The following is a 20,328-nucleotide window of genomic DNA, read 5'->3' as shown; positions in this document are numbered from 1 at the left end:
TTCCATACTTCATCTGTTAACATAGTTCTTGGCATGATGGTGAGGTAGAGTCGTTTTTTGGCGAAAGCAATTATACCCCATCATCATGCTGTTCAGTAATTCCTCTCAAAACGTCAACAGCCCCTAGGAATAAATTGCTTTACTCGAATGGCCAGAACTTCCTGGTCAGCAAGTTTTTCTATATAAGTAGCATCAAGACGATCAGTTTCTATAATCATATTATCTCTTTCCTTATCGTTACCTATAATGCTCTGAAACAGTGTGGTTAGCCATCAAACCACATCATAATGAACGATTAGATTGCCCTTCTTTATCTGCACCTCCTGTACTCTGATACCTCCCAGTTGCCCTAGAGATGTCACATGGGTACCACCGCAGAGGTAAGGCGTAAAATGACCGAAGCTGACTTCTCGGAATCCATCGTCTCTCAAAGTTACTCTGCACGGTAAATCCTTTGTAATATAGTTCTCACAGATCATCTGTATGTGCTCTGCCGATACACTTTGAGCATCCATTCCCGGCTTGAATACTATTCTCCCTTCACCCGGCCAGTGGTGAGCTTTAATTGGGTGCCACATCGCAAGCTCAACCACATGCCCAATAAGATGTCCGGCAGAATGCAGCCGAGAATGTAATTGGCGACGTGCACCGTCAACACGGGCAAAAACGCTTCCCGGTGCCACTGGCTCTATGGTTAGATGAACGATTTCTCCGTCTTCCACAGAAACGTGAACTACCTCCACTTCATTGATCCAGCCTATATCGCTAGGCTGACCACCACCTTGAGGGTGAAACATAGTAGATTTCAGCCATACGGCATAACGACCATCATCGCGAGGCATGCAATCAATTACCTCAATATCACCAGTCAGTACCTGACTGGACAGATAAATACGTTCCGTCATATTCTATTTTCGGGGTATAGTAAAATATATTTAATGATATTTGATAAAGATAGCAAGATCAAGCACTAGAAAAATAGGTATTGATTTCTGCGGGATTTATAAAATGTGCTTTTTTGTCGGCGGAAAAAAATAATATCTCTGACGGTGTACACATGGAAACATCAATTAACATTTCTGACTATAAGATATAAAGTAAGAAAAAATATATATAAATAAGTGTGTTAAAAGGATGGTTAAATCATGTGACGTAAAAAAACCTAAATAAGATGAACCATACGATAAAATAACAAGAGTCTTAATTTAACAGGTATCCATTCTGACGACAACATACCTTTTTCAATAAAGAAATGACTATTTTATCAATCAAGGTAATTATAATTAAATAAAATTAATAACTTATTCAACTAAATAAGTGTGATTTTTCAGAATAACAGTCAATTGCGATATTTCAGTGTCAGGGCGAGAAAGAAATCTGGAGAGCTGAATGGTCAGCAGTCTGAGTTCCCTCAAACAGAGGGAACTATCAGGGAGAAATCAGAACTTTTGCGAGACGCTGAATTTAATGTTACGTCCAATCCCGGAAACCGATTCACCGAGGTATGGGTGATAATCCCGATTAAATAGGTTATTTACGGTTACACGAGCTTCAAAACCTTGCCAGAAATTGGGTTGCCAACTGGCGAATAAACCATGCAGTGCATAACCTTTGCTTTTTTTTAGTGCCCAGTAACTTGCTTCTGGGTCCCCGCTTGTAGGAGAACGATCTTGTTTACGGATAAAATCACCCGTCCATCCCATTGTCATTTGCCACTGAGGGATTTTTACACCTAGCATAGTGTGCGCGGAAGTTGGTGGGATTTCGGCAATCCAGGTTTTATTGCCCCACGGATCGCGTGGTGAAGCATCTCTCTGACCATGCATAGTTGAATAAGAGAATTTGCCGAATAAATAATTGCTGTTATAGAAAGTCTCGATTTCCAGCCCCTGAATCGTGTATCCCGGTAAATTACGATAATTGGATATTGGTTTCTCACAACTTGATGATTTATTGTCGATCTGCGCCTTACACATCACACCACGGCGGACAAATATTTCATTTTTGCCGCGGTTATGGAATAGCGTTGTTCGGATTTGTAAATTATCTTGTTCCAAGATCAAATTGTCGAAATCCAATATTACACCTGCTCTCAATCCCGTTATTCTTTCCACATCCAGATTACGGCTACTGCCAGTAGTATTCGTGCGTGCAGATTGTACTTCATATTGTTCATCTACTAATGGAGCACGCCATGTACGGCTGATATCAGAAAATAGAGAAAGATGATTAGTCGCCTTCCACATGATACCTAAATGGGGAGACCAGCCGGTATAAGTAACATTGTTGTAATCGTGTCCGATATTTGGTGAACTATTATTGTAGATTGCAGCGATATTTGGCTTCCCCGTATTAGTGATATGGTCATAGCGAACACCCGGTGTTACAGTAACACTGCCGATAACCATTGAATCCTGCAAATAGAAACTATTCGTTCTTTGCTCTCCTGATGGCATATAGCTTGGTTGAAAATAGCCATGATTATATTCAGGTTTTTTGTCTTTACTTCTATCATGGATAAGGGTATTACGTTGATTTTTATGCCAACGAACTCCAACTAATAATGTGTGTTCTATTGGCCCGGTTATAAAAGTACTTTCATTATTTATATCTACTAGGTTATCCACATAGTCGATCCAGCTTTCATTCCCCAATGAACCTATATAATGGTTGTAGGCGTTTTCAGAGCGTTTATCATGCTGTTCTGTTTTCGAATAGGCATAGGTTGCTGTCAGGTTAAGTAACGGATTGTCTTCTGGTGCAATATTCCATTTGGCTGTGTAATTTTGGTCTGTTTGATCACGATAAACCAACTTCCGGCGCCAGGCTTCATCCCAACCATATTTTTCAACTTCGGCTTCTGACGGAACGGCTATCTCATCACGTTTTGCTGCCCACGGCTGCCAACCATCAGAATCAGAACGCATAGCGGAAAGTGTCAATGTATTAGCATCGTTCAGGTAAAAATTCGTTTTCAATAAATAGGATGCCTGATCACTTTTAGAGAAAGCAAAGCGGGTGCCATCTGGTCGTTTAATATTGCCGCCATCTCGTTTGCTCATATATAACAGGCCGTCAGCAAAGCCTTCTATTGTCCGGCCATAGACTGCGCTGCTATAAATATTTTGGCGATCATTGGTGTGATAACTGTATTTCAACAATCCACCAAAATCTTCTCCCGGCCGTAATAAATCACTGGCGTCTTTGGTGACAACTTTAACTGTTCCGCCAAATCCGCCATTACCATCAAGTAGATTATGTGGGCCTTTATCGACATCGACTCGCTTGATTAATTCTGGCTCAATAAAGATAGAGCCTTGGCGATATTTCTCGAAGCCTTTCGGTGCGTCATCTAAGGTGACTTTAACATCTTCTGTATCACCCATTCCCCAGATATTCAGAGTTTGGCCGCCTGGGCGAGGCGATCCTGACATAGAAACGCCGGGAAGTTGATCGAGCAGCTCGGCAATATTATCTGCTTGGGTACGTTCAATATCCTCTTTTTTCAATACTGAGCTTCCGGCACTGACGCTGTTATTCAATCCGCCAATAACAGAAAGTGTAGAAAGTGTGATGACTTTCTCTGATTTTTCCGGTTTTTCTTTTGATTTTTGCTCTTCATTTTCCTGTGCGGCCAGATAACCTGGCAGGCCCGTACTTAGCATAATTATGCTTGATAAAGCATAATGAAGAGTGCGATTAATTGGCTGTGTAGTCGCTGTAGCTGAGGTTTTTTGTGGTTTCCCGCTATTTTTCATTGTTATAAGCATCCTTGGAATGTCGTTAAATATAAAAGTTGAACTTACAGGATAGGTAACTTAACGCAAGGAATCGGGCAGTAAAAAGTTAATAACGGTATTAATTATTTTGTTGTTCAAGATATCTTCAAATCTGAGCTAAAAGCGTCTGTTAACAGTAACTCTTGATGTTGTTACTAGATTGCTCTTGAGTCTATTTTTATGTATGTTTATACAGTCATTGTTGATAGGCTAAAGCAGAATGCGAAAGATTATTCATATTGATATGGATTGTTTCTACGCAGCTATTGAAATGCGTGATGATCCGTCACTTCGTCATATTCCCATTGCTGTGGGCGGCGGCGCAGACAAGCGGGGTGTTATTAGTACCGCTAATTATCTTGCTCGTCGTTTTGGGGTACGTAGTGCAATGTCTACTGTAATGGCGCTGAAACTCTGTCCTCAGCTTAAAGTTCTTCCGGGGCGTATGGCGCTATATCGGGAGGTTTCCCGGCATATCCATCAGATATTGTCTCGTTATACTGAGTGGATAGAGCCTCTGTCATTGGATGAAGCTTATCTAGATGTCACTGATAGTCATCATTGTTATGGATCTGCCACGCTTATCGCACAGGAGATCCGTAAATCCATTTTTGATGAATTACAATTGACGGCATCAGCCGGTATTGCGCCGGTGAAATTTTTGGCGAAAATCGCTTCTGATATTAATAAACCGAATGGGCAGTATGTCATTCCTCCTGATCGAGTGGCTGATTTTGTTAAGGTTTTACCTTTGCGAAAAATTCCGGGGGTTGGCAAAGTCATGGTGCAACGGCTGGCTAATATGGGGCTGGAAACCTGTTCTGATATACAAAAATATGACGTGATTGTTTTGGTGAAACAATTGGGGAAATTTGGTCAGGTACTTTGGGATCGTTGTCACGGTATTGATGAGCGATTGGTGAATCCAGATCGTCTGCGAAAATCAATTGGTGTGGAGCGGACACTTGCGAGAGATATTCATCATTGGGAACAGTGCACTGAACTGATAGAAAGTTTATATCTGGAATTAGAAAAACGATTAAGTAATGTTAAACCTGATCTGCGGATTGCCCGTCAGGGGGTTAAACTGAAATTTGATGATTTTCAACTAACCACTCAGGAGCATGTTCATCCATTATTGGATAAGCAGGATTTACTGCAATTGGCCCAGAAAACATGGACATCTCGCCGGGAAGGGCGTGGCGTTCGTTTAGTGGGTTTGCACGTGACTTTGCAGGACCCAGAAATTGAGCGGCAACTCTTGTTTGAATGGTAATCCCCCTGCCATCACATCGAGACAGGGGAGAGCTGATTAAGCCTTTTCAGGAATAGCTTTCAGAATTGCCGTCAGTAGTTGCCAATATTGCCCGACACTCTTGATGTGCACCTGTTCGTCAGGAGAGTGAGCGCCCGTAATGGTTGGCCCGATAGATACCATGTCCATATCAGGATAAGGTTTCTTGAATAGGCCACATTCCAGCCCTGCGTGGATCACCATAATATTAGGTATCTTGTCGAATAACTGCTGATAAGTCTCCCGTACTAAGTGCATTACCGGAGAACTTGCATCTGGCTGCCAGCCGGGATAATCACCTTTAGCGGAAATCTCAGCATTCGACAGTTGAGCTAGCGAAGAGAGCATACCTATGACATAAGACTTGCCGCTGTCGATGAGCGAACGGATTAAGCAAATGAGATTTACCTTATCTTGTTCCATCGCCACAACGCCCACGTTTAGCGAAGTTTCTACTACACCTTTGATGACATCACTCATACGGATAACACCATTAGGGGTACTGTTTAGCAATGAGATAAAACGGCTTTGGCAGTCGTCAGTTAATGCCTGAATGTCGGTTTCGACCTCTTCCAATAATACAGTCAGGTTTTTCTCAACGATGGCATACTCATTTTTCAGTATACCCAAGTACTTATCTTTCAGTTGTATAAGCTGTGCTGCTTTATCGGCAGGGATGGCAACAATAACATGGCCTTCACGGGGAATGGCATTACGCAGCGTACCGCCTTGGAAGTCGAGCAGTTTTAGCGCCAATTCCTGAGTATGGGCGGCAAGGAAGCGAGCCAGTAGTTTGTTGGCATTACCCAGTCCTAAATGAATATCACAACCGGAATGCCCGCCCTTTAGCCCTTTGATGATCAGTTTTAGTGTTTTGTAGTGAGCCGGAACAGCTTCACGAGTCAATGCTAAAGTGGTGGTAAAATCGATACCTCCAGCACAACCCATGTAGATTTCCCCTTCTTCCTCTGAATCGGTATTGATCAAGATATCAGCTTGAAGCCAGCCCGGTTGCAAGCCAAAAGCACCATCCATTCCAGCTTCTTCCGTCATGGTCAATAAAACTTCTAGCGGGCCATGTTTTGCATTGTCATCAGCCAGTACAGCCAACGCTGATGCCAGGCCAATACCGTTATCAGCCCCCAGAGTTGTACCTTGGGCAGTAACCCATTCACCATCAACATAAGGACGGATAGGATCTTTAGTGAAATCGTGCACTGTATCGTTGTTTTTCTGTGGCACCATATCAAGATGTGCTTGCAGAACAACCGCTTTACGATTTTCCAACCCTTTACTGGCTGGCTTTCTGATCAGAATATTGCCGACTTGATCACGTTCAACGTGCAACTCTTTTTCTTGCGCCCATTGAACAATGTGGGTTGCCAGCGCTTCTTCATGGTAAGAAGGGTGAGGAATAGAGCAGATTTTGGCAAAGATGTCCCATAGAGGTTGAGGGGATAATTGTGATAGTTCTGATTGTAATAGTTCTGACACGACGAATCTCCTATGACTGCATCTCAATTAAGATGGAAATAAAATACTACTCTCTACCCGAGAAATAGTTTTTATACCCGTTATCTTTCAAGTTGCCTCTTTGTTGGCTGCACTCACTCACCCCGGTCACATAGTTATCTATGCTCCCGGGGATTCGCTCCCTTGCCGTCGCGATGCATCTTGAAATCCATAGGGTATATATGATGAGCGCTTAACGCCATGATGTTATTGGGCTCAGAATACCACTTTACTTTTGTTAAGAATAATACGATTCATCGATTCCCTGTTTCCGCTAGTTTTTACAGACCTAAGTCACTATAATTCGCGCAACTTTTTTTGCGAGATGCTTTTCTAAAGTATTCTTAAGTTGTCGGGATCAATTCTTATGAGCGAAAAATATGTCGTAACTTGGGATATGTTGCAAATACATGCCCGTAAATTGGCACAACGTTTACTTCCTGTCGAACAGTGGAAAGGCATCATTGCCGTGAGTCGCGGTGGTCTTGTCCCTGGAGCGCTTCTGGCGCGTGAATTGGGTATCCGTCATGTAGATACAGTCTGTATTTCCAGCTATGACCATAATAATCAACGTGAGCTGAAAGTTCTGAAAAAAGCAGAAGGCGATGGTGAAGGTTTTATCGTTGTGGATGATCTGGTTGATACTGGAGGTACTGCTCAGGCCATCCGTGAAATATATCCAAAAGCCCATTTTGTGACTATTTTTGCAAAGCCGGCAGGCCAACCTCTGGTTGATGATTATATTGTTGATATTCCTCAAGATACTTGGATCGAGCAACCTTGGGATATGGGTGTAGTATTCGTTCCACCAATTTGTGAAGGTAAATAACATCAGTATTAGTTATGGCAAATCGGAACCTTTCAGAATCACTTTTTAAGCCAAGACAAAAACATCAGGAAACCTCCACGCTGGTAAAGCACCGCGATCCTCGGTTAATTGCGGGTAATTACAGTACGTTGGATGGTAATAGTCATGGTAGCTGGTATCGTATGATTAACCGGCTGATGTGGATTTGGCGAGAAATTGATCCGTTTGAAATAGAAGAAGTGTTGTGCCGGATTGCCATGACAAACGCGCAGCGCAGTGATGATAATTTACTGGATACTGTGATTGGGTATCGTAAAGGTAACTGGGTTTTTGAGTGGTCACATCAGGCGATGTTGTGGCAACAGAGAGCGTTGCAGGCAGAGCAGATCCCGGAAGCTGGCAATTTCTGGTTGAAAGCGGCTAATTTGTATAGCATCGCTGGTTATCCCCATCTTAAGGGTGATGAGTTGTCTCAGCAGGCCGTCATTCTAGCCAATAAAGCTTATGAAAATGCGGCTCGTTGTTCTGGCTATCAGTTGAGGAAAATAGAGTTCAAACTCAAGGAAGGTGGTTGTGTGACCGGTTTCCTTCATCTGCCTCAGCAACTGCAAAGGCCTTCTCCAACTATTTTGGTTTGTGGCAGTTTGGATAATTTGCAAAGCGATTATTATCGGCTATTCCGTGATTATCTGGCGCCGCTTGGATTTGCGATGTTAACTGTGGATATGCCCTCGATTGGTTACTCTTCACGTCTTAAGCTGACACAGGATACTTGTACTCTCCATCAACAAATCATCCATCAACTGGATGAAATTCCCTGGATTGACCACACCAGGATTGGCCTATTTGGTTTTCGCTTTGGTGCCAATATCGCCGTCCGGTTGGCCTATTTGGAATCTAAACGTATCAAGGGTGTTGCAACTCTTGGCGCTATCGTTCATGAGTGGCTCAGCAGCGTTGAACGTCAACAAAATTCACCTTCGATGTATCTTGATATGTTTGCTAGCAGATTGGGTATTTATAATGTGGATGAAAAGGCGTTTCGTCTCGAACTCGGCTGTTACTCCCTTAAAAAACAAGGTTTGTTAGGTCGGCGTTGTTCCGTTCCTATGTTAGCGGGTTATTGGCAGAATGATATTTTCAGCCCGAAAGAAGAATCTAAGCTGATAGCAATGTCATCAATGGATAGTAAATTACTGGCTATTCCGACAACGCCTGTTTATAACAGTTTCAATAAGGCGTTACGGGAGATTAGTCAATGGTTGAAAAATAAAGTCTGTTGATGAAATTTCCGTTACTTATTGATTATTAGCTGCTTTATTTTGTAAAAATTTCATGCGTTTTCGGGTGAAGTGAACAGCATTAATTTGTTCTAAGCTCCTATATTTTTCAATTTAGCATTATGATGCCTGTTGGCATAACGCTTCTCTCCTGTTAAAACTGAGCACTGTTTTTTTAATTTAAATCTAATGGCAAAAATATGATGAATAGCAGCCAAACATTGGTTGTGAAACTGGGGACAAGTGTACTGACAGGCGGCTCTCGTCGCCTGAATCGAGCTCATATTGTAGAACTGGTAAGGCAATGTGCTCAGCAACATGAAAAAGGTCATCGCATTATTATTGTGACTTCCGGTGCTATTGCGGCAGGGAGGGAACATTTGGGCTATCCGGATCTACCTGCAACGATTGCCTCCAAGCAATTGCTGGCGGCGGTCGGTCAAAGTCGGTTAATTCAGTTGTGGGAGCAGCTCTTTTCTATTTATGGTATCCATGTTGGGCAAATGTTATTGACCCGGGCGGATTTAGAAGATCGCGAACGTTTTTTAAATGCCAGAGATACCTTACAGGCTTTGCTCGATAATCGCATTGTGCCCGTAATTAATGAGAATGATGCGGTTGCGACGGCGGAAATTAAAGTTGGTGATAATGATAATTTATCTGCACTAGCGGCAATTCTGGCGGGAGCCGATAAATTGTTATTGCTGACGGATATTGAAGGGCTGTATACCGCTGATCCGCGTAGCAATCCAGACGCAAAACTTATCCCGGAAATTTATGACATCAGCGATGAATTACGTATGGTTGCCGGTGATAGCATTTCCGGTTTAGGGACGGGAGGAATGGCAACTAAGCTTCAAGCTGCGGGGATTGCAGGTCGCGCTGGTATTGATGTCATTATTGCCGCGGGTAATAAACCAGATGTCATCTCTGATGTCATTGAAGGTAATCCAGTAGGTACTCGCTTTCATGGGTTGGAAAGCCCGATGGAAAATCGCAAGCGTTGGATTTTTGGCGCACCTCCGGCGGGTGAAATTATTGTAGATCATGGCGCTGAAACAGCAATCTGCGAAAAAGGCAGCTCTTTATTACCGAAAGGGATTAAAAATATTAAAGGTGATTTCTCCCGTGGAGAGGTTATCTGCATTCGTAGTCTGTCTGGTAAAGATTTGGCGCATGGTGTTTGCCGTTATAACAGTGATGCTCTACGTTTAATTGCAGGCCACCATTCACAACAGATAAGCCAAATCCTCGGTTATGAATATGGTGCTGTTGCGGTTCATCGTGACGACATGATCGTAAGTTAAGGATTTATAATGTTAGAACAAATGGGAAAGGCTGCCAGGGAAGCTGCATGGCAACTGGCACAGCTAAGTACAAAACAGAAAAATCAGGCATTAATCCGCATTGCAGATTTGCTAGAGCAGGAATGTGTAATCATTCTTGAAGCTAATCAGCTTGATATGATTCAGGCCCGTGAACAGGGCATGAGCGAAGCATTGTTGGATCGTCTATTATTGACGCCAGAACGTTTGACAGCGATAGCTCACGATGTTCGTCAGGTATGCCGTTTATCTGACCCGGTAGGGGAAGTCATTGATGGCAGTTTGCTTGACAGTGGCTTGAGGTTGGAGCGTCGCCGTGTACCGCTGGGTGTGGTCGGGGTGATTTATGAAGCGCGCCCTAATGTCACCATCGATGTTGCATCTCTGTGTTTGAAAACCGGTAATGCGGTTATTTTGCGTGGAGGTAAAGAGACTCATAACACCAATCAAGCGACAGTGAAAGTCATTCAGCAGGCACTTGAACAGAGTGGATTACCTACCGCAGCCGTGCAAGCGATAGATAAACCGGACCGTGAGTTAGTTATTCAGCTACTGAAAATGGATCGCTATGTGGATATGTTGATTCCACGTGGTGGGGCAGGGTTGCATAAGCTGTGCCGTGAGCAATCGACCATTCCAGTTATTACGGGTGGAATTGGCGTTTGTCATACCTTTGTCGATGAAAGTGCTGATTTTGCCAAGGCATTAACTGTAATCACTAATGCTAAGGTACAACGGCCAAGTGCATGTAATGCTTTGGAAACCTTGCTGGTACATCAGAAGATTGCGGCTGATTTTCTGCCTGCATTGAGCAAGAGCATGGAAGAGCAGGGAGTTACTCTGCATGCGAGTAAATCAGCAATGGTGTTTTTGAAAGATGGACCTGCTAAGGTCGTGGATGTTACAGAAGCAGATTACCGTGATGAGTGGTTATCTCTGGATATGAATGTGGAAATTGTTAGTGATATGGAGCAGGCAATTGATCATATTCGTACATATGGTACGTCCCATTCTGATGCTATTTTGACTCAATCTTTGCACAATGCTGACTATTTTGTTCGTCAGGTTGATTCTGCCGCGGTTTATGTGAATGCTAGCACTCGTTTTACTGATGGTGGCCAGTTTGGCTTGGGAGCGGAAGTTGCCGTTAGTACGCAAAAACTGCATTCCCGTGGTCCAATGGGATTAGATGCGCTGACTACGTATAAATGGATTGGTTATGGCGATGATTTAATCCGTAAGTAATGTGTTTACTGTTACCCCAGAAGCGTGTCTGGTTATATTGAAGTTTCGGTAAGATCATGCTCTTGGGGTAGCTTTTACCGTATATATTAACTTTTAATTTTACGTTGATGTAAAGTTCTGGTTACTATAGGCGTTAATATATTTTTAACGATGAAATTTATCAAGGATATCAGGCAGTGAACCAAATATTATTTATTGTAGGTGCACGTGGGGCAGGAAAAACGACGGTTGGAAAATTATTAGCCAATGAATTATCGTACACATTTATTGACACTGATCACCATATCCAACAAACCAGTAACATGACCATTGCGGATATTGTTAACCAGCAAGGATGGCAACAATTTCGGCAATTAGAAAGTCAAGCTTTACAACAAGTTACTCAAAGCAATTGTGTTATTTCTACCGGTGGAGGGATCATTCTTTCCGCTGAAAACCGCCAATATATGCGACAAAATGGCACGGTGATTTATCTTCAAGCTTCAGCGAGCATTTTGGCTGAGCGATTAATGCGGCAACCAGAAAGTACCCAACGCCCTAGTTTGACGGGAAAATCTATTGTTGAAGAAATGGAAGAAGTGCTTGCCGCCAGAGAAAATCTCTACTGTGAATGTGCGAACCATATTATTAATGCGCAACTTTCACCGGAAAAAATTACAACTTATGTGAAAGAAATTATGTTCTCTGGAATAGTTTTCTGACACTATTTTAGTATTTTTTATAGAGAAATAGGAATATTACAGTGTCGAATAATAAATAGTATCTTCTATTTATTTTTTCAAATGGGTTGAGATACGAATATGTTGTTTAAATTTCTAAGGCTTGTTTTTCGTTTAATGTTTCGTTTAACAATAGAAGGAGATATTAAACAATTTAACCACCCCAAATGCCTTATCACGCCTAATCATGTCTCTTTTCTTGATGGTGTTTTGCTGACACTTTTCTTGCCGGTTAAGCCAGTATTTGCTGTCTATTCCAACATTGCAAATCGTGGTTTTATGAAACTGGTAAGGCGCTATGTTGAAATAGTTCCCTTAGACCCAATAAATCCAATGGCTGTCAGGATACTGGTTAAAGAAATAGAAAAAGGGCGACCAATAGTTGTTTTTCCTGAGGGAAGAATTACTATTACCGGTTCTTTGATGAAAATCTATGATGGGGCAGCTTTTATTGCGGCGATATCCGAAGCCGTTGTGGTTCCTGTTCGTTTTGAAGGGTTAGAAAGAACCTTATTCAGCCGATTAAAAGGTATTTTCAAACTTCACCTTTTTCCGAAGGTGACAATGAAAATCCTGCCTGCGACACAATTGCCGATGCCGGATGCGTCTAGTTCGGAGCAACGACGTCGTTTAGCCGGTGAGCGTTTGCATGAAATAATGATGAATGCACGAATGGCGACCCGACCGCAAGAAACAATATTTGAATCTTTATTGGTTGCACGAAAACAATTTGGTCGTTTTAAGCCCTGTATTGAAGATGTTTCTTTTAAAGAAGACAGTTATAACAGTCTGCTTAAAAAAGTACTGGCTGCCAGTCGTATTTTGCAGCGTTTTACCTGCCAGGGGGAACGGATTGGTTTTCTTTTACCTAATGCCACTATTATGGTCGCTGCGATATTCGGGGCATCTTTGAGAGGAAGAATACCGGCTTTACTAAACTATACAACCGACAGTCATGGATTGAAGAATGCGCTAGCGGTTGCCAGTATTAAAACTATCGTGACTTCCCGGCAATTTCTGAAAAAGGAGCGATTAACACATTTATCCGAGCAAGTTACGGCGGTTAACTGGGTTTATCTTGAAGATTTGGAAGGCACAGTGACTTTGCTGGATAAATTATGGATCTTGTGGCACCTCTTTTTTCCGAAGCAAGCGATGGTGGCACAAAAACCAGATGATGATGCTTTGGTACTATTTACGTCCGGTTCAGAAGCTGTATCAAAAGGTGTAGTTCACAGTCACGCTAGTTTGTTAGCCAATGTGGAACAGATAAAAACCATTACTGATTTCAATCCACTTGACCGTTTTATGTCTTCTCTACCGCTATTTCATGCATTTGGATTGACTGTTGGCTTATTCACTCCACTGTTGTCTGGTAGTCGAATATTCCTCTACCCAAATCCATTGCATTATCGGGTAGTACCAGAACTGGTATATGAATGTAACTGTACCGTATTATTGGGTACATCCACTTTCCTGGAGAATTATGCCTATTCTGCTCATCCGTATGATTTTGCGCGTCTTCGTTGTGTTATAGCCGGTGTTGAAAAGCTCACTGAAAATACTAAACAGATTTGGCAAGACAAGTTCGGTATTCGTATTTTAGAAGGATATGGCATGACAGAATGTGCGCCTGTCATTGCATTAAATGTGCCGATGATGGCTAAGGTCGGTACTGTTGGGCGGATTTTGCCAGCAATGGAATCCCGTTTGATTCCAGTAGCAGGAATTAAGACGGGGGGACGTTTGCAACTACGTGGCCCGAATATGATGAAGGGGTATCTGAGAGTTGAAGATCCAAATCATTTAGAACCACCAGCGGCAAAAGATGAGTATGGGAATATTCAGTTTGATTGGTTCGATACTGGAGATATTGTTTCAATTGATGAACGGGGATTCTGTACTATCCTCGGTCAGGAGAAACATTTTGTTAAACAGGAATAAATCGTGTTATTGGAAAGTGAAGCTGAATAGGAACAATAATCGTGAATGCATCCTCCATTGTTCAACCGCTATTAACCCGCGGTATGAAAGCTGTGTTGGTGTCGCAGTTTTTTTCGGCTTTTGCCGATAATGCGCTGTTGTTTGCGATCCTGGCGCAATTGAAAGCCCAGTTTTATCCTGACTGGAGTCAGCCGATATTACAGATAGTGTTTGTCTTGGCATATATCCTATTGGCGCCTTTTGTGGGACAAATTGCTGATCGTTTCCCGAAAAATCGTGTGATGTTGTTTGCTAATAGCCTAAAGTTGTTGGGCGCGTTTACTATTTGCCTGGGATATGATCCATTTCTGGGTTATGCCTTGGTGGGCGTGGGGGCTGCATCATATTCACCGGCTAAATATGGAATCTTGGTTGAATTGACCGATGGTGATCGTTTAGTAAAGGCTAATGGTTTGATGGAGGCTTCAACGATAATTGCCATTCTTACGGGCTCTGTTGCTGGCGGTTTTTTGTCTGATTGGAATTTGGCTGTCGCACTGCTTGTTTGTGCACTGATGTATGGTATCGCTGTTGTCGCTAATTTCTTTATCCCTCGATTATCGGCGGTGCGTCAGGATAAAGGCTGGAATCTGAAAAAGGTGCTGACAGACTTTGCTTCATCTTGTTGTATTCTTTGGCATAACAAAGGAGCTCGATTTTCTTTAATTGGTACGAGTTTGTTTTGGGGCGCGGGTATAACATTGAGATTCCTATTGGTCTTATGGGTACCTGTTGTTCTGGGAATTTCTGACAATAGCACGCCGACAATACTTAATGTGATGGTTGCTGTCGGCATTATTATTGGTGCAGGTATTGCTGCCCGTTTCATCACCCTTAAAACAGTCCACCGTTGTATGCCTGCTGGTGTTTTAATCGGCGTGATGGTGGTCATTTTTGCTGTTCAGCAAAGTATTTGGGCTTCCTACGTCTTATTAATCATTCTCGGTATTTTTGGCGGTTTGTTTATTGTTCCACTGAATGCATTATTGCAGGAAAGTGGCAGACAAACGATTGGGGCCGGTTATGCAATTGCAGTACAGAATTTGGGTGAGAATATCGCCATGTTATTGATGCTTGGCTTGTATTCATTGGTTATTAAAATAGGCGTCCCGGTTGCTACAACAGGGATAGGCTTTGGTACTCTGTTGGCGTTGACAATCACGAGTTTGTGGATTTGGAACCGGTTTCAAAGAAATGGATCTTTTACCGGATAAAGAGAGTGTTATGAGTGAAAAAATTCTGACTCAGCTTAGTATTGAACTGGGAGAGAAGCTGAGACAGCAAAAACTGTGGGTGACTTGCGCTGAATCTTGCACCGGTGGCTGGTTGGCGAAAACAATTTCAGATATTGCCGGTAGCTCTGCTTATTTTGACCGAAGCTTTGTGACATACAGTAATCAAGCTAAGCATCAGATGCTTGGTGTGTCAGAAGCCGTTTTACAGCAATATGGGGCTGTCAGTGAACAGGTTGTGAGAGAAATGGCCGTGGGAGCACTGAAAGCCGCGCAGGCAGATCTGGCGGTTTCGGTCAGTGGCATTGCCGGGCCTGATGGTGGCAGCGAAGAAAAACCTGTTGGTACCGTGTGGTTTGGGTTTGCATATCTAACGGTAAATGGGGTAGAAGTTGTGTCCCACCGTTGTTGTTTTAATGGTGATCGAAATGAAGTACGCCTTCAAGCTGTCATTTATTCTCTGAAGACACTGTTATCAGAGATTATATACCCTATGGATTTCAAGATGCATCGCGACGGCAAGGGAGTGAATCCCCGGGAGCATAGGTAACGATGTGACCGGGGTGAGCGAGTGCCGCCAACAAAGAGGCAACTTGAAAGATAACGGGTATAAAAAATTAACTTGATGCTGTATGATTATACAGTATAATTACAAACAATGTTTTAGTATCAGAAATTATTCATCGGCAGTGAGAGAGCCCTTTCATTGCTTACGAGGGAGTAAAAATGGCTATTGATGAAAATAAACAAAAAGCACTAGCAGCGGCACTAGGCCAAATTGAAAAACAGTTTGGTAAAGGTTCCATCATGCGTTTGGGCGAAGACCGTTCAATGGACGTTGAAACTATCTCCACGGGTTCATTGTCACTGGATATTGCATTAGGTGCTGGTGGCCTGCCGATGGGGCGTATTGTTGAAATCTATGGCCCGGAATCTTCTGGTAAGACAACGCTGACATTACAGGTGATTGCCGCGGCACAACGTGAAGGTAAAACCTGTGCGTTTATTGATGCTGAACACGCTCTTGATCCTATCTATGCTAAGAAGTTGGGTGTTGATATTGATAACCTGTTGTGTTCTCAACCCGATACGGGGGAACAGGCTCTTGAGATCTGTGATGCGTTGACACGTTCCGGCGCTGTTGATGTCATTATCGTAGACTCCGTTGCTGCCTTAACACCAAAAGCCGAAATAGAAGGGGAAATTGGCGATTCTCATATGGGGCTGGCAGCTCGAATGATGAGTCAGGCAATGCGCAAACTGGCCGGTAACTTGAAAAGCTCCAATACATTGTTGATCTTTATCAACCAGATTCGTATGAAAATTGGTGTCATGTTTGGTAACCCTGAAACTACCACCGGTGGTAACGCGCTGAAATTCTATGCTTCTGTTCGTCTGGATATTCGTCGCATTGGTTCTGTGAAAAATGGCGAAGAGGTCGTTGGTAGCGAGACCCGTGTCAAGGTGGTAAAAAACAAAGTGGCAGCGCCATTTAAGCAAGCAGAATTCCAGATTATGTATGGCGAAGGCATTAACACTTATGGTGAATTAATCGATTTAGGTGTGAAGCATAAATTGGTGGAAAAAGCAGGCGCATGGTACAGCTATAATGGCGATAAAATTGGTCAAGGCAAAGCGAATGCTACCATCTACCTGAAAGAACATCCTGAAGTCGCTACTGAGCTGGATAAAAAATTACGTGAAATGCTGTTGCACAATGCCGGCGAATTCAATAGTGCTGCTTCTGATTATGAAGCCAATGAAAACGAAGAGATGAATAACGAAGAATTCTAATCTAATAATATCGGTAGTCTCCATTCTTGTATTCAAAGCTGTAAAAGTTTTGTCATCAAACTTATACCGCGTTAATAATGACGCGGTTTCTTCTCTCAGAAAGCGATATTATCCATATTATGCGATCATGCTTTCAGAAAATACCTAGACGATTTACAATGCTGCCAGCGAATGGATGTATATGGGATTTTATACCTTATGGATTTCAAGATGCATCGCGACGGCAAGGGAGTGAATCCCCGGGAGCATAGGTAACTATGTGACCGAGGTGAGCGAGTGCGGCCAACAAAGAGGCAACTTGAAAGATGACGGGTATATACCCTATGGATTTCAAGATGCATCGTGACGGCAAGGGAGTGAATCCCCGGGAGCATAGGTAACTATGTGACCGGGGTGAGCGAGTGCAGCCAACAAAGAGGCAACTTGAAAGATGACGGGTATACTTCTAATAGAAGAACTTTTATCTTATCCCCACTTTGTTTATTCGTGAGTTGAAAATAGGTGATGGAATATCCCACCTAACCAATTCATAAATCTGTTTTTTCCAGCTTGATTTTGGGACAATTATGAGCAAAAGCACCGCTGAGATCCGTCAAGCGTTTCTCGACTTTTTTCATACTAAAGGGCATCAAGTCGTACCAAGTAGTTCTTTGGTGCCAAATAATGACCCAACACTGCTGTTTACCAACGCAGGGATGAACCAGTTTAAGGATGTCTTTCTTGGACAGGACAAAAGATCTTACTCCCGAGCAACAACTGCTCAGCGCTGTGTTCGTGCTGGTGGTAAACATAATGATTTAGAAAATGTAGGTTATACCGCACGCCATCATACTTTCTTTGAGATGCTGGGTAATTTTAGTTTTGGCGACTATTTCAAACATGATGCTATTAGTTATGCTTGGGAACTTCTGACGGGTAAAGATTGGTTTAATTTGCCTAAAGAAAAATTATGGGTGACTGTCTATCAGACAGATAATGAAGCCTATGATATCTGGAAGAATGAAGTCGGAATACCAGCAGAAAGAATTATCCGCATTGGTGATAACAAAGGTGCGCCTTATGCATCGGATAACTTCTGGCAAATGGGTGATACCGGTCCCTGTGGCCCTTGCACTGAAATTTTTTATGATCATGGTGAGCATATCTGGGGTGGGCCGCCAGGAAGCCCAGAGGAAGATGGTGACAGATATATTGAAATCTGGAATATCGTCTTTATGCAGTTCAATCGTCATGTTGATGGCACGATGGAGCTGTTGCCAAAACCATCAGTAGATACTGGTATGGGGCTGGAGCGTATCGCGGCTGTATTGCAGCACGTCAATTCTAATTATGAGATCGATCTGTTCCGTGATTTGATTACAGTTGTTGCTAATGTCACTGGTGCTACAGATGATCTGAGTAATAAGTCTCTGCGGGTTATTGCTGATCACATTCGTTCATGTGCATTTTTGATTTGTGATGGTGTAGTTCCTTCTAATGAAAACCGTGGTTATGTTCTGCGTCGTATTATCCGCCGAGCTATCCGTCACGGTAACATGTTGGGGGCTAAAGAAACCTTCTTCTACAAACTGGTTGCGCCATTGCTAGAAGTGATGGGAGCTGCGGGGGAAGAACTTAAACGCCAGCAAGCAATTGTTGAGCAGATCTTGCAAACAGAAGAAGAGCAGTTTGCTCGTACTCTGGAACGTGGTCTTCAGTTATTAGACGATGAACTCGCAAAACTGCCCGGTGATATTCTGGATGGCGAAACGGCTTTCCGTTTGTATGATACCTATGGTTTTCCTGTGGATTTAACCGCTGATGTTTGCCGTGAGCGTAGTATTAGCGTTGATGAAGCGGGATTTGCAGTAGCAATGGAAAATCAGCGTCGTCGTGCTCGTGAATCAAGTGGTTTCGGTACTGATTATAATGAATTGATCAAAGTTGATGAACGCAGCGATTTCTCTGGTTACGATCATAACGAACAGCAGGCAACAGTAACTGCTATCTTCCGTAATGGTGAATCAGTGAATCAAATTCAAGCGGGTGAAGAAGCGATTGTTATCCTGGATAAGACTGCTTTTTATGCTGAATCCGGTGGACAAGTTGGTGACTCGGGTATTCTGAGTAATACCAATTGTGCTTTTTGTGTTATTGATACACAAAAATATGGTCAGGCTATTGGTCATATTGGTAAGCTTGAAAAAGGTACCTTAAGTGTAAACCATACCATCAATGCGGTTATTGATATTGAACGTCGTGATGCAATTCGTTTGAATCACTCAGCAACCCATCTGTTACATGCTGCATTACGTCAAATTTTGGGTGAGCACGTATCACAGAAAGGCTCTCTGGTTAACGATAGATACCTTCGCTTTGATTTTTCTCACTTTGAAGCGATGAAACCAGAACAGATCCGTCAGGTTGAGGATTTGGTTAATGCCGAAGTTCGTCAAAATTCACCTGTTGTTACTGAATTGATGGATCTAGAAACAGCAAAAGCCAAAGGTGCAATGGCACTGTTTGGTGAAAAATACGAAGAGCAAGTCCGTGTACTGTCAATGGGGGATTTCTCCACTGAATTATGTGGAGGGACTCACGCGAATCGTACCGGCGATATTGGCTTGTTCCGTATTATTGCTGAATCTGGAACGGCTGCGGGTATCCGTAGGATCGAAGCGATTACAGGTAAAAAAGCGTTGGAATCTGTACATCAACAGGTTGATTTACTTCAGGATATTGCTCAATTGGTGAAAAGTGATATTCATAGCCTGAGTGAAAAAGTGCGGGTGACACTGGATAGAACCAAAGCGTTGGAAAAAGAGCTTCAACAGCTTAAAGATCAACAGGCTGCACAAGAGAGCTCTTCTTTAGCAAGCAAAGCGAAAGAAGTGAAGGGTGTGAAGTTGTTGGTCAGTCAGTTAAGCAATACAGAGCCTAAGATGTTGAGAACGATGGTTGATGATCTGAAAAATCAACTAGGTTCAGCAATTATTGTGCTTTCCACTATAAGTGATGATAAAGTCAGCTTAATTGTTGGGGTCACAAAGGATCTGACGGCTAAAATAAAAGCAGGTGAGTTAATTTCCTCTGTAGCTCAGCAAATCGGTGGTAAAGGCGGTGGTCGTCCTGATATGGCCCAAGCAGGTGGTTCTGATATTGAAGCGTTGCCTTCTGCTTTGGATAGCGTGGAAGAGTGGGTAGTATCGCGGCTATAAGCGGTATTACCTGAGTTTAGAGGGCACCATAGAGTTGTTTTTATGGTGCCTTGAAATCTTGTTGTGAAATTGTTAAAAGGTTGAGCGCATATTTATTTATTTTGGCTAAACTATATAGATAGGAAATGCGCTTAAAATTGCTTATACTTTAAGCATATAC

At 42.8% G+C, this 20,328-nt stretch carries 14 protein-coding genes and 1 pseudogene; 11 read left to right on the top strand and 4 right to left on the bottom strand.

All coding sequences use genetic code 11. The features are described from left to right. Window positions 1-272 precede the first annotated feature (272 nt). Together CKY02_RS18295 and CKY02_RS18290 are read right to left on the bottom strand one after the other, a co-directional pair. Window positions 273-905, bottom strand: coding sequence for an alanyl-tRNA editing protein (locus tag CKY02_RS18295; protein ID WP_112896383.1), 633 nt, complete (start codon window positions 903-905; stop codon window positions 273-275). Window positions 906-1,439: 534 nt separating this feature from the next. Beyond that, complete coding sequence (locus CKY02_RS18290) at window positions 1,440-3,758, bottom strand: TonB-dependent hemoglobin/transferrin/lactoferrin family receptor (protein WP_112896382.1); 2,319 nt, start codon at window positions 3,756-3,758, stop codon at window positions 1,440-1,442. 241 nt (window positions 3,759-3,999) lie between these two features. Here CKY02_RS18290 and dinB point away from each other — a divergent pair, with 241 nt between their 5' ends. After that, window positions 4,000-5,055 carry a DNA polymerase IV gene (gene dinB, locus CKY02_RS18285; protein ID WP_112896381.1) on the top strand — a complete coding sequence of 352 codons (1,056 nt, stop codon included), beginning with the start codon at window positions 4,000-4,002 and terminating at the stop codon, window positions 5,053-5,055. A 36-nt stretch (window positions 5,056-5,091) separates the two neighbouring features. Here dinB and pepD read toward each other — a convergent pair whose 3' ends face one another. After that, complete coding sequence (gene pepD, locus CKY02_RS18280) at window positions 5,092-6,567, bottom strand: beta-Ala-His dipeptidase (protein WP_112896380.1); 1,476 nt, start codon at window positions 6,565-6,567, stop codon at window positions 5,092-5,094. Between the two features lie 385 nt (window positions 6,568-6,952). On the opposite strand from pepD, the gene gpt reads away from it, so the two are divergent. From gpt to recA, 9 genes and pseudogenes are all read left to right on the top strand, one after another. Continuing rightward, the gene (gene gpt, locus CKY02_RS18275; protein WP_112896379.1) at window positions 6,953-7,414 is read left to right on the top strand and encodes a xanthine phosphoribosyltransferase; all 462 of its coding nucleotides are present in this window, start codon (window positions 6,953-6,955) and stop codon (window positions 7,412-7,414) included. 14 nt (window positions 7,415-7,428) lie between these two features. Beyond that, entirely contained in the window at window positions 7,429-8,676 is a 1,248-nt protein-coding gene (gene frsA / locus CKY02_RS18270; protein WP_112896378.1) for an esterase FrsA, read from the top strand. 200 nt (window positions 8,677-8,876) lie between these two features. Beyond that, window positions 8,877-9,980, top strand: a complete 1,104-nt coding sequence (gene proB, locus CKY02_RS18265) for a glutamate 5-kinase (protein ID WP_112896388.1) — start codon at window positions 8,877-8,879, stop codon at window positions 9,978-9,980. 9 nt (window positions 9,981-9,989) lie between these two features. Beyond that, window positions 9,990-11,243 (top strand): glutamate-5-semialdehyde dehydrogenase, encoded by a 1,254-nt coding sequence (proA, locus tag CKY02_RS18260; RefSeq protein WP_112896377.1) that lies wholly within the window; start codon window positions 9,990-9,992, stop codon window positions 11,241-11,243. A 176-nt stretch (window positions 11,244-11,419) separates the two neighbouring features. After that, window positions 11,420-11,944: a shikimate kinase AroL gene (gene aroL, locus CKY02_RS18255; protein WP_112896376.1), complete on the top strand. Its 525-nt coding sequence runs from the start codon at window positions 11,420-11,422 to the stop codon at window positions 11,942-11,944. Window positions 11,945-12,043: 99 nt separating this feature from the next. Further along, window positions 12,044-13,897 (top strand): annotated as a pseudogene (gene aas / locus CKY02_RS18250) (bifunctional acyl-ACP--phospholipid O-acyltransferase/long-chain-fatty-acid--ACP ligase); the annotation flags it as partial. Between the two features lie 92 nt (window positions 13,898-13,989). Then, window positions 13,990-15,159 (top strand): lysophospholipid transporter LplT, encoded by a 1,170-nt coding sequence (lplT, locus tag CKY02_RS18245; RefSeq protein WP_112896387.1) that lies wholly within the window; start codon window positions 13,990-13,992, stop codon window positions 15,157-15,159. Window positions 15,160-15,169: 10 nt separating this feature from the next. Further along, on the top strand, window positions 15,170-15,727 hold the full coding sequence (pncC, locus tag CKY02_RS18240) for a nicotinamide-nucleotide amidase (protein ID WP_112896374.1): 558 nt from the start codon (window positions 15,170-15,172) through the stop codon (window positions 15,725-15,727). A gap of 176 nt (window positions 15,728-15,903) precedes the next feature. Beyond that, window positions 15,904-16,971, top strand: a complete 1,068-nt coding sequence (gene recA, locus CKY02_RS18235; protein ID WP_112878357.1) for a recombinase RecA — start codon at window positions 15,904-15,906, stop codon at window positions 16,969-16,971. Between the two features lie 205 nt (window positions 16,972-17,176). Here recA and CKY02_RS26410 read toward each other — a convergent pair whose 3' ends face one another. Then, on the bottom strand, window positions 17,177-17,305 hold the full coding sequence (locus tag CKY02_RS26410) for a hypothetical protein (RefSeq protein ID WP_275658227.1): 129 nt from the start codon (window positions 17,303-17,305) through the stop codon (window positions 17,177-17,179). 232 nt (window positions 17,306-17,537) lie between these two features. Between CKY02_RS26410 and alaS the strand changes: the two genes are divergently transcribed. Beyond that, window positions 17,538-20,168 (top strand): alanine--tRNA ligase, encoded by a 2,631-nt coding sequence (alaS, locus tag CKY02_RS18230; RefSeq protein WP_112896373.1) that lies wholly within the window; start codon window positions 17,538-17,540, stop codon window positions 20,166-20,168. Window positions 20,169-20,328: the final 160 nt, after the last annotated feature.

Origin of the sequence: Photorhabdus bodei (assembly GCF_003287735.1) — a bacterium.
In the GTDB taxonomy this organism is placed as follows: Bacteria; Pseudomonadota; Gammaproteobacteria; order Enterobacterales; family Enterobacteriaceae; genus Photorhabdus; species Photorhabdus kayaii.
Note: the sequence above shows the minus strand (reverse complement) of the source record. Positions and strands in the feature narration are given on the sequence as shown.

What these genes read in the sequence shown, in the direction of transcription:
- recA (WP_112878357.1), top strand. Translation starts at nt 15,904, where the DNA reads ATGGCTATTGATGAAAATAAACAAAAAGCACTAGCAGCGGCACTAGGC.
- lplT (WP_112896387.1), top strand. Translation starts at nt 13,990, where the DNA reads ATGAAAGCTGTGTTGGTGTCGCAGTTTTTTTCGGCTTTTGCCGATAAT.
- gpt (WP_112896379.1), top strand. Translation starts at nt 6,953, where the DNA reads ATGAGCGAAAAATATGTCGTAACTTGGGATATGTTGCAAATACATGCC.
- frsA (WP_112896378.1), top strand. Translation starts at nt 7,429, where the DNA reads ATGGCAAATCGGAACCTTTCAGAATCACTTTTTAAGCCAAGACAAAAA.
- CKY02_RS18290 (WP_112896382.1), bottom strand. Translation starts at nt 3,758, where the DNA reads ATGAAAAATAGCGGGAAACCACAAAAAACCTCAGCTACAGCGACTACA.
- proB (WP_112896388.1), top strand. Translation starts at nt 8,877, where the DNA reads ATGAATAGCAGCCAAACATTGGTTGTGAAACTGGGGACAAGTGTACTG.
- proA (WP_112896377.1), top strand. Translation starts at nt 9,990, where the DNA reads ATGTTAGAACAAATGGGAAAGGCTGCCAGGGAAGCTGCATGGCAACTG.
- dinB (WP_112896381.1), top strand. Translation starts at nt 4,000, where the DNA reads ATGCGAAAGATTATTCATATTGATATGGATTGTTTCTACGCAGCTATT.
- pncC (WP_112896374.1), top strand. Translation starts at nt 15,170, where the DNA reads ATGAGTGAAAAAATTCTGACTCAGCTTAGTATTGAACTGGGAGAGAAG.
- alaS (WP_112896373.1), top strand. Translation starts at nt 17,538, where the DNA reads ATGAGCAAAAGCACCGCTGAGATCCGTCAAGCGTTTCTCGACTTTTTT.
- CKY02_RS18295 (WP_112896383.1), bottom strand. Translation starts at nt 905, where the DNA reads ATGACGGAACGTATTTATCTGTCCAGTCAGGTACTGACTGGTGATATT.